This is a genomic window from Claveliimonas sp. (assembly GCF_037273965.1).
GTDB classification, from domain to species: domain Bacteria; phylum Bacillota; class Clostridia; order Lachnospirales; family Lachnospiraceae; genus Claveliimonas; species Claveliimonas bilis.
In genome coordinates this window covers 1-8894 of the sequence record NZ_JAYAZJ010000103.1, presented here as the reverse complement: position 1 = coordinate 8894, position 8894 = coordinate 1, and the positions used below count along the sequence as shown (strand labels likewise).

At 44.3% G+C, this 8894-nt stretch carries 11 protein-coding genes; 3 read left to right on the top strand and 8 right to left on the bottom strand.

All coding sequences use genetic code 11. The features are described from left to right. Window positions 1–209, bottom strand: a 209-nt coding sequence (locus WJ238_RS09610; protein ID WP_337606802.1) for a segregation and condensation protein A, incomplete at its 3' end; no start/stop codon positions are given. Window positions 210–303: 94 nt separating this feature from the next. Continuing rightward, entirely contained in the window at window positions 304–888 is a 585-nt protein-coding gene (locus WJ238_RS09605) for a TetR/AcrR family transcriptional regulator (protein ID WP_230106032.1), read from the bottom strand. A 121-nt stretch (window positions 889–1009) separates the two neighbouring features. On the opposite strand from WJ238_RS09605, the gene WJ238_RS09600 reads away from it, so the two are divergent. Next, complete coding sequence (locus WJ238_RS09600) at window positions 1010–1888, top strand: DegV family protein (protein ID WP_316268983.1); 879 nt, start codon at window positions 1010–1012, stop codon at window positions 1886–1888. Here the strand turns inward: WJ238_RS09600 and WJ238_RS09595 are convergent. From WJ238_RS09595 to WJ238_RS09585, 3 genes are all read right to left on the bottom strand, one after another. Beyond that, window positions 1885–2760, bottom strand: a complete 876-nt coding sequence (locus WJ238_RS09595; RefSeq protein WP_337606801.1) for a metallophosphoesterase — start codon at window positions 2758–2760, stop codon at window positions 1885–1887. The genes WJ238_RS09600 and WJ238_RS09595 overlap by 4 nt on opposite strands. Beyond that, window positions 2760–3407 carry a deoxyribose-phosphate aldolase gene (gene deoC / locus WJ238_RS09590; RefSeq protein ID WP_337606800.1) on the bottom strand — a complete coding sequence of 216 codons (648 nt, stop codon included), beginning with the start codon at window positions 3405–3407 and terminating at the stop codon, window positions 2760–2762. Before deoC ends, WJ238_RS09595 begins: the two co-directional genes overlap by 1 nt. 149 nt (window positions 3408–3556) lie before the next feature. Beyond that, window positions 3557–4774 (bottom strand): D-alanyl-D-alanine carboxypeptidase family protein, encoded by a 1218-nt coding sequence (locus WJ238_RS09585; protein WP_337606798.1) that lies wholly within the window; start codon window positions 4772–4774, stop codon window positions 3557–3559. A gap of 129 nt (window positions 4775–4903) precedes the next feature. Here WJ238_RS09585 and WJ238_RS09580 point away from each other — a divergent pair, with 129 nt between their 5' ends. Further along, window positions 4904–6031 (top strand): DUF4317 domain-containing protein, encoded by a 1128-nt coding sequence (locus tag WJ238_RS09580; RefSeq protein WP_337606797.1) that lies wholly within the window; start codon window positions 4904–4906, stop codon window positions 6029–6031. Window positions 6032–6133: 102 nt separating this feature from the next. Here the strand turns inward: WJ238_RS09580 and WJ238_RS09575 are convergent, their stop codons facing one another. Then, window positions 6134–6676 carry a prolyl-tRNA synthetase associated domain-containing protein gene (locus tag WJ238_RS09575; RefSeq protein ID WP_230106026.1) on the bottom strand — a complete coding sequence of 181 codons (543 nt, stop codon included), beginning with the start codon at window positions 6674–6676 and terminating at the stop codon, window positions 6134–6136. Window positions 6677–6801: 125 nt separating this feature from the next. Here WJ238_RS09575 and WJ238_RS09570 point away from each other — a divergent pair, with 125 nt between their 5' ends. Continuing rightward, a complete protein-coding gene (locus tag WJ238_RS09570; RefSeq protein WP_337606803.1) occupies window positions 6802–7383 on the top strand; it encodes a Maf family protein in 582 nt (193 codons plus the stop codon). A gap of 73 nt (window positions 7384–7456) precedes the next feature. Here WJ238_RS09570 and WJ238_RS09565 read toward each other — a convergent pair whose 3' ends face one another. Both WJ238_RS09565 and WJ238_RS09560 read right to left on the bottom strand, forming a co-directional pair. Beyond that, window positions 7457–8314, bottom strand: coding sequence for a rhodanese-like domain-containing protein (locus tag WJ238_RS09565; protein WP_256193596.1), 858 nt, complete (start codon window positions 8312–8314; stop codon window positions 7457–7459). A gap of 153 nt (window positions 8315–8467) precedes the next feature. Beyond that, window positions 8468–8894, bottom strand: a 427-nt coding sequence (locus WJ238_RS09560) for a sulfurtransferase (RefSeq protein ID WP_337606796.1), incomplete at its 5' end; no start/stop codon positions are given.

Below are 8894 nucleotides of genomic sequence, written 5' to 3'. Positions count from 1 at the left end.
CATTTGATGTCCAGGAGAGTAGCTGCCATGAGGAGAAATTCACTCATAACATTCAAATCTTCCTTTTCCATAGCCCGAATGTATTCCATATACTGATTGGTGATCTCCACGATCGGTATATCATAGATATCTATTTTATTTTTATCAATCAGATGAAGGAGAAGGTCAAGCGGACCTTCAAACACCTGAAGCTTAACCGGTATACCCATAAATCCTCCGCCCTTTTTCTAACCATCCTATTATATCGGACTTTTTGTCTTTATACAATATCTTTTTCTCCTGGCGAAAATCTCCCTCTGTTTTCTACAGGCGAATCAGGGCTTTCGAACCCAGGACTCCTACCAGCAGTTCCCTTGCCTCCTCCCGTATCTGTTCTACAGGAACCTTTTCTTCGTGACTTTCGTTAATAAATCCGATCATTCCATAGCAAAGAAATCCCGCAATCTTTTTCGCGGAATATTTCAAGGGCGTACGCGATTCCATCCGCCTTGTATGTCCTTCCACTGTTTCCAGAATAATACTATAAAGCGCGAAAGCCAAATAAGGGTTTTTATCCGGAGCTGTGTGACGGAAAAAATCAAAATTTCCATAATATATATCCAGGATACTATCCAGAATATTGCAGTAGCTCTTTATTTCATTACGGTCAGGATTCGTTTCATTTTGCTTTTTTTCATATTCCTTTGTCCCGAGAACTATCATATCCTGAAACATCTCATCCACAAGGGCATATTTATCACTATAGTGAGAGTAAAAAGTAATCCTGCTGATTTCTGTGCGGCTGCAGAGCTCAGTAATGGTGATCTTCTCAAAAGGCTGCTCTGCCAGCATATCAACTAATGTATATTTTAAATTCTTTTTTGTTTTTGTGATTCGCTTGTCTTCCATTTTACACTTTCCTTATTTTGTATAAATAACTTACAAATAGCAGGTTTTGTCAATTGAGATTCCATATACGTTTTGCTATAATTTTAACACCTGTTAAGATTACAGTCAAAAGGAGATTTTTATGTCAGAAATAGCAATCATGACGGACAGTAACTGTGGAATTATGCCAGGCAGTGAACCCCGCCCGAATATTCATATTATTCCTATGCCCGTACTAATTGACGGAGAGATCTTTTTTGAAGGAACCAGTATCACAACGGATACGTTTTACCAGAAACTTTCCGGCGGTTCCAAAGTCAGCACATCCCTTCCCTCTCCGGGGGATGTGATCAGTATGTGGACAGCCCTCCTGAAATCCTATGATGAAATCGTGTATATCCCCATGTCCAGCGGACTTTCCAATTCCTGCGCAAATGCAGCTATGCTGGCTTCTGACGAACCTTTTGCAGGGCGGGTACATGTGGTGGATAATCATCGGATTTCCGTCACGCAGATGCAGTCTGTTCTGGACGCCTGTGATCTTGCCGCTGAAGGATTATCCGGCAGGCAGATTCAGGAAACACTTGAGAGGGAATCCCTGGATGCCAGTATCTACATTGCAGTAGATACATTGGAATATCTGAAAAGAGGCGGCAGAGTCACCCCTGCCGCTGCCGCGATTGGAACTGTATTAAATCTGAAGCCCGTTCTTACTATTCAAGGCGACAAGCTGGATGCTTTTGCCAAAGTACGGGGAATGAAGTCCGCTTTCCGCACCATGTGCAAAGCAGTACAGCACGATATGGATACCCGTTTTCTTCCTCTGAAAGAGAAAGGACTTTTAAAAGTCGGCATGGCCGAAACTCTCATGCCGGAGGAGGAATTCGCCTCCTGGAAGCAGCGTTTCCAGGAATATTTCCCGGACATGGAAATTGTCCACTACCCTCTCACTATGAGCATCGGCTGTCATACAGGCCCGGGCGCTCTTGGCGTAGGCGTTTTTCGCGTACACACCCCTTAATCCGGGGACTTGCTTCCATAAAAAGTAACGGCAGTCAGTTCTGCCGGATTAAAGAGACGGACATTGACCGTGTGGGTCCCAAGCCCTTTGCTGACAACGGAAATATGTCCGTCTTTTTGATACATATCTCCGGAATATCTTGGGAACAGCTTAAACTGCGGCGTAATAACGCCGCCGATTCCCGGGATTCGGACGATTCCTCCATGAAGATGTCCGGACAGCACAAGATCTGCCCCCCACTCCCAATACTGTGAGATAAAGGCCGGATTATGGGCAAGCAGAATCTGGTATTCTTCTTTTTCAGATACTCCGACTCTCTCTGAAATCTGTGAAATCCGCAGCTCCTCCCTCTTCACCCGGCTGTAACAGGACAGAGGGATCTCCAGACCGGTGACTTTTACCGGCTGTTCCCCAAAATGCAGGCTGACGGAATCGTTTTCCAGCAGATGCACCCCTGTACTTTTTACCGCTTCTTTGTATTTTTCATAACGACTTCCATAATCTTCCAGGTTCTCTTTCATTTTCTGTTCGTGGTTTCCGTTTGCCGCATAGACCGGGCAAATACCGGCAAGATGAGAAAAAAGTCGTAAAGCTTTCTGCTCTGTTTCTTTTTTTGTCCTTGTCAGCATATCTCCGCCGATGAGTATATAGTCCGGCTTCTCTTCCCGGATTTTCTTTATCAGTCTTCTATTCTCTTTTCCGTACTCTTTCCCGTGAAGATCTGTCAAAAACAAAACTTTTCTTTTCTCTTCTTTTTTCATTTTTGGAAGAGGAATACTGTAATGGCGCACCTCAAAAGTGTGAAGCTCCCGAAGTATCTCCGCACTTGCCAGGATGCATGCCACCGTTGCTCCTGCCAGGAAGTTTTTCATCACATTTCCTCCACAATCCGAATTCCAGAGCTTGTACCAATCCGGTCAGCTCCCGCCTTTCTCATTTCCTCCGCCTTTTCCCTGGTGCGGATTCCTCCGGAAGCCTTTACTTTCATGTCCTTTCCAACCGTATTCTTCATAAGGGCAATATCCTCTGCTGTAGCACCGCCTGTAGAGAATCCGGTGGACGTTTTCACATAATCTGCTCCCGCCTTTTTCGCCAGCAGGCAGGCTCTTACTTTCTCTTCTTCCGAAAGCAGGCATGTTTCAATGATCACTTTCACAGCTGCTTTCCCTCTGGCTTCTTCCACGACAGAATGAATATCCTGCTCTACATATTCATTGTTCCCATCTTTCAGCATCCCGATATGAATGACCATATCCAGTTCTTCCGCTCCGTCAAAAATAGCCTGGCGGGCTTCCGCTGCTTTTGCCGCCGTTGACATTGCCCCCAGAGGGAATCCGATCACTGTACATACCTTAACTTCAGTATCCCTTAAAAGTTCTGCACACAGTGGTACATAGGATGAATTTACACATACAGATGCAAAACCATACTCCCTGGCCTCCCGGCATATTGTTTCCACCTGCTCTTTGCCTGCTTCTGGTTTCAGTATTGTATGATCGATCATTGATGCAAGTTTCATTTTAATCTCTCCTTTGCCGTTTTCCCTAATATCAGTGCGCAATCAAAAAGGAGAAAAACGCCCAAAACCTTTTTCTCCTTTTGCTGGCGCTGTGTATTGAATGATATATGTATACTGATTATATAATTATTCCCCGGCAATTGTAAAGTTTATCCGATAAAAAATGACTTCAAAACCTTTTCAAGTATACTTGTATAAGTCGCTTCTCTGACATTTTCCACTGTAATAACATCAATGCTTCCAATCGTCTTCCCTTCCAGCCTATAGACAACGCTTCCTGCCTTCTCTCCTGTCTTTACAGGAGCCTTTAACTTTTCAACTGTCTGGTAATCCTTTTCAATCGCTGTCAGATCTGCCCCTTCTGTATCAATATAAGAGAACGATTCTTTCTGCTTCACTGGCACCTGATCCTTCATCCCTCCTTCTACTTTTACCGGTTTCATTCCCTCCAGACCGTCATCCGTATACTTGACACAGGATGCAAATCCGTGATCCAAAAGTGTAACTGCATCCTGAAATCTTGACTTGGAATCTTTGGCTCCCATGACCACCGCTATCATCTGCATCTGATTTTTTTCAGCTGTCGCTGACATGCAAAATCCGGCTTCCCCTGTGGAGCCTGTTTTCAGCCCGGTAGCATAGGCGTACTGCCGGATTAGTTTGTTCGTATTTGCAAGCCCGAACTCACTGGCACCCTTTGCCGTTGTATGAGTAATATTTTCCATCCATATCGTGACGTAATCCCGGATCTGCGGGTATGTAAGAATCAATTCTCTTGACATCAGAGCAATATCTCTTGCTGTTGTCAGATGCCCTTCTGTGTCCAGACCATTGCAATTTACGAAGCTGGTATTTTCCATGCCCAGGCCCTTCGCTCTCTCATTCATATGTTTTACAAATTCTTCCTCGCTTCCCCAGACAAATTCCGCCATGGCCACGGAAGCGTCATTTGCGCTGGCTACGGCAATACATTTGATCATCGTATCGACAGTCTGCTCTTCTCCCGGTTCCAGAAACACCTGGGATCCTCCCATAGAGGCCGCATACTCTGAGACCGTTACTTTGTCCTCCAGAGAGATCTTCCCCTCTTCTAATGCATCAAAAATGAGAAGAAGGGTCATAATCTTTGTTACACTTGCAGGATGCCTTTGCTCATCTGCATTTTTTTCATAAATCACTTTCCCGGTGGATGCTTCCATGAGAAGCGCCGACGGAGCGCTTACCTTATCTTTTTTTGCTTCTGTATTCTCTGTATTCTGTATCGCATCCGTTTCTTCTTCAAACTGCAGGATACCTGCCGCCTGGACTTCTCCTGCCTGCTGTATGAGCAAAAAAGCACATACCAGCGCTGCCAGGACTCTTTTCATTCTTACCTCTCCTTAGCCTAGTCGTCTGTTAACAATATATTGTAAATTCACCTTCAATATGCTAAGATTATTCCTGTCATTTTCCCCGTACATGGGGGAAAAACAGGTAAATGAAAAGGGGTTTTGTATATGAATAAAAAGGAAGTCCTTGAAATCCGTAAACAATTCTCACCTCAGAACTGTGCGATCACAAGACTCTGCGGCTGCTATGTGGACGGGGACAAGGAAAAGAAACTGGAATTTAAAGAGGCGTTCCTCTCTCTGCCGGAAGAGGAAGCTTTTAAATATTTTGATCTTTTCAAAAAGACTCTCTCCGGCACTGTCGGAAAAAATCTCATCAACATGGAATTCCCGCTGGAACAGGAAAAAAGCGGCGGAACTCAGGAATTTTTGCTGCAGCTTCGGGACAGCCGTCTGACGGACGATATGCTTCTTTCTGAGTTCTATGACAAAGTGATCGAGAACTATGACTTTGCCGAACACTATCTTATCCTGCTGATCCATGCCGCCTACGATGTGCCTGGAAAAGCTTCCGACGGAACGGAAATGTTTGATGCTTCAGATTCCGTCTACGATTATATTCTCTGCAGCATCTGCCCGGTAAATCTTTCCAAAGCCGGACTGTGTTACAATGCAGAGCACAACAGCATTGAGGATCGTATCCGGGACTGGATCGTCAATGTACCGGCGAACGGTTTTCTGTTTCCTGCCTTCCATGACCGGGCCGATGACATACATAGCGTCCTGTACTACTCTAAAAAACCGGAAGAACTTCAGGATACCTTCCTTGAACAGGTACTTGGCTGCACAGAAGTGATGAGCGCCGGATGCCAGAAGGAATCTTTCCAGGCTGTCATTGAAGAAACGCTGGGGGATGACTGTGAATATACTGTCATACGGAACATCCATGAAAATCTCAATACTTTAATCGAAGAAAATAAGGAGGCGGAGGAACCTCTTGAACTGGGGAAACAGGAAATGAAACGCCTTTTTTCTTTAAGCGGTGTGCCGGATGAAAAGCTGGAAGATTTCGAAAAAGACTTTGACGAGACTGTGGGGGCCAAAACTTCTCTTCTTGCCTCCAATCTGACAAATACAAAGAAATTTAACATCAGGACGCCGGACATTGTCATTAACGTGAATCCTGAACGCACAGATCTGGTAGATATTCAGATGATCGACGGGCGGAAATGCCTTGTGATCCCTGTAGATGATCAGGTGGAAGTGAACGGTATGGAAGTAAAGGTAACATTATAAAAGGCAGAGCTGGTACAAAGAGGCAAATATGAATATTGGGAATATTCGCTGCCTTTGTACCGGCTCTGCCTCTTTTCTTTTTAAAAACTGATTGCCTGTTTTCTACAGATCAACGATCCTTGGTCTGTGATGGGTATAAGGCAGGAATTTTTTCAGCAGATCCTGAGTCTTAAATTTCAGATGGGTTGTATTGATACCGGTATTGCAGACAAACCACTCCGCTTCCGCCACTTCCTTATCAATAATCAGCTGCACATAGTCATCTTCATCATTTAAAAGCCCCACTACACTGGCTGATCCCGGCGTACATCCGATATGCTTTTCCATGAGTTCCGGCGGTGCAAAAGACATATGAGAAACTCCCAGCTTTTTGCTGAAAGATGCGGTATCAAAGGCTTTATCGTCCGGCATTAAAAGCAGAAAGAATGACGTCTTCTTCTGATTACACAAAAAAACGTCCTTGCGGACCGGCGCCTGAAGCACTTCTCCTATTTCGGCACATTCCTCCATGGAGGAAGCCGCATCATTGTCAACCCGCTCAAATTTAATTCCCAGTTTTGTAAAAACCTTATACACTTCCTGTTCCAGCGGCGCTCTTTCTTTTACATTGTCAGGCACTGTTGTCGTAATTTCACTGATATACACAGGGTATTCCCTCCCTTTCATTTTTATTTTATAATAGACATTATAGAGGACAACTCTTCCGTTGGCAAGAACAAGGGCCGGAAGAATTTTTTCGAAAAACAGGAAAGAACGAGGTTGAAAATATGATGAAATACATACTTGCATCTGCATCACCCCGCCGAAAAGAACTTTTGAAACAGGCAGGAATAGACTTTGAAGTTTACCCGTCAGATACGGATGAAAAAATCACTGTGGAGGATCCTGCGGCAGCAGTCATGGATCTGGCTTTTCAAAAGGCAGATGATGTTTACAAAAAACTGGTTCCCTCTCTTGACGGAGATTTTACCGTTATCGGCGCTGACACAGTGGTTGTTTATCGGGGCGAAATTCTCGGAAAACCTGAAGATGAATTGGAAGCTATGGACATGCTTTCCATGCTTTCAGATCGTACACATCAGGTATATACCGGAGTTTCCCTTCTATCCCGCCGAGGCGGCAGGTATCATACCTGCAGCTTCTGCGAATGTACAGAAGTTACTTTTTATCCCATTTCAAGAGAAGATCTGAAAAGCTATATTGCTACCGGCGATCCTATGGATAAAGCCGGCGCTTATGGGATCCAGGGAAAATTCGCGGTTCATGTAAAAGGAATCCGCGGCGATTACAATAACGTCGTGGGGCTTCCCATCGCAAGATTATATCAGGAACTCAAAAAAACCCACCCTTAATCGCAATTTGGGACACCGTTTAATGCAATTTGGGACGTAACAAACTTTAAAAGTGTTACGTCCCAAATTAATACTACTCTGTCACAAAAGCAGCCGCTACATCAGCATCTTTTGCTCCGTTTTCAATAATATAAAGATTGGATACATCATATCCTGCATCTTTCAGTACAGAAATACCGGTCTTTGCACAGTTATTTCCGCTGTAGCACAGAAGATATACCGGTTTCTCCGGATCCATCTCTGATGTAGCCATTTCATAGAGAGCAGTCTGTGCATCTGCATCCTCAATCTCCTTCAGATTGCACTGCAATGAACCTTCCAGATGCCCTTGCGCATATGTATCATCGTCTCTTACATCCAGAATCTGAATGTCTTCATTTCCAACGGCTTCCACTGCTTCCGCACCGGATACATACTGCCACTCAATACTATCCTCCGTACGATTTGTAGTAAGCGCGCCACTCTCCTCTGCCAGAGCCTCCGCCCCGCCTTCTACTGTATAAATGCGGGAAGCGTCAATACCTGCATCTTCCAGAACACCTGTTGCCTTCTGTGCTCCACGCTGTCCGCTGTTGCAGATAATATAAATATCTTCGTCATCTCCAAAGTTTTCTTCTGCATAGGCAGTCATTGTCTCTACAAGAGAGTCATCTTCCAGAGGGAAAATCGGACACCATTCAGAATTTACTACTCTTCCGCTCACATAATTGTTCCATTCGCGAACATCCAATACATGAGTCCCTCCCTCTTTTGCTGCAGACACAGCATCAGCGGCAGACACATACTGGTAATCCCCTTCCGTACTTTCACTGCCTGATTCGGAATCTGTAGATTCCTCTGAAGTTGTCTGTGTTTCTTCTGATCCACATGCTGTAATCATTGCGGATGCCATAGCAGCCGCCATTAAAATTGCCACAATTCTTTTTTTCATAAAACCTTTCCTCCTTATCTTTCGGTTTATAAGAATTATAAAAGGTTATTCTTTTCCATTCAAGTGAATTGTCAGAATTGTTTATAGATTTATGACATATTAATATAGGCTTTTTCGATAAGTATAGCGTTGGTGTACAAGGGGCAATGCCATTTATTCTGAAACAATAAAATATTCCTGTGGTTCCTGTTCTGGTGCATCATCCGGAAGTCCGTCAGCTTTTCTCGGACTGTCGGCAATTTTATGCCATTCATACCAGCCTCCGTCATATACATGAATGTCCTCCCAGCCTAATGCATACGCATAAAAATAGGTTTCACTTGCTCTCCAGCCGGTTCCGCAGTGGAAGGACACCTCTTTATCTGGTGTGATTCCCCATAATTCCCAGCGATCTGCGATCATTTCATAGTTGAACATTGTATTGTCAACATTTCTGAAATCTTCCATGCTGTAAGGATCGGATCCTGCATAACCAAAGCGTGCATTGGCAATATCTCCTGCTTCTCCTATATAAGTATAACCGCTTACTTCTCCTGTGTATTCCGGCCAGCTTCTGATAGACGCGACAACAGCGTTTTCA

Bases quoted from the DNA above. Each gene is read 5' to 3' on its own strand.
- deoC (WP_337606800.1), bottom strand. From the start codon at position 3,407: ATGAAACTTGCATCAATGATCGATCATACAATACTGAAACCAGAAGCA.
- WJ238_RS09585 (WP_337606798.1), bottom strand. From the start codon at position 4,774: ATGAAAAGAGTCCTGGCAGCGCTGGTATGTGCTTTTTTGCTCATACAG.
- WJ238_RS09595 (WP_337606801.1), bottom strand. From the start codon at position 2,760: ATGAAAAACTTCCTGGCAGGAGCAACGGTGGCATGCATCCTGGCAAGT.
- WJ238_RS09565 (WP_256193596.1), bottom strand. From the start codon at position 8,314: ATGAAAAAAAGAATTGTGGCAATTTTAATGGCGGCTGCTATGGCATCC.
- WJ238_RS09580 (WP_337606797.1), top strand. From the start codon at position 4,904: ATGAATAAAAAGGAAGTCCTTGAAATCCGTAAACAATTCTCACCTCAG.
- WJ238_RS09605 (WP_230106032.1), bottom strand. From the start codon at position 888: ATGGAAGACAAGCGAATCACAAAAACAAAAAAGAATTTAAAATATACA.
- WJ238_RS09600 (WP_316268983.1), top strand. From the start codon at position 1,010: ATGTCAGAAATAGCAATCATGACGGACAGTAACTGTGGAATTATGCCA.
- WJ238_RS09570 (WP_337606803.1), top strand. From the start codon at position 6,802: ATGAAATACATACTTGCATCTGCATCACCCCGCCGAAAAGAACTTTTG.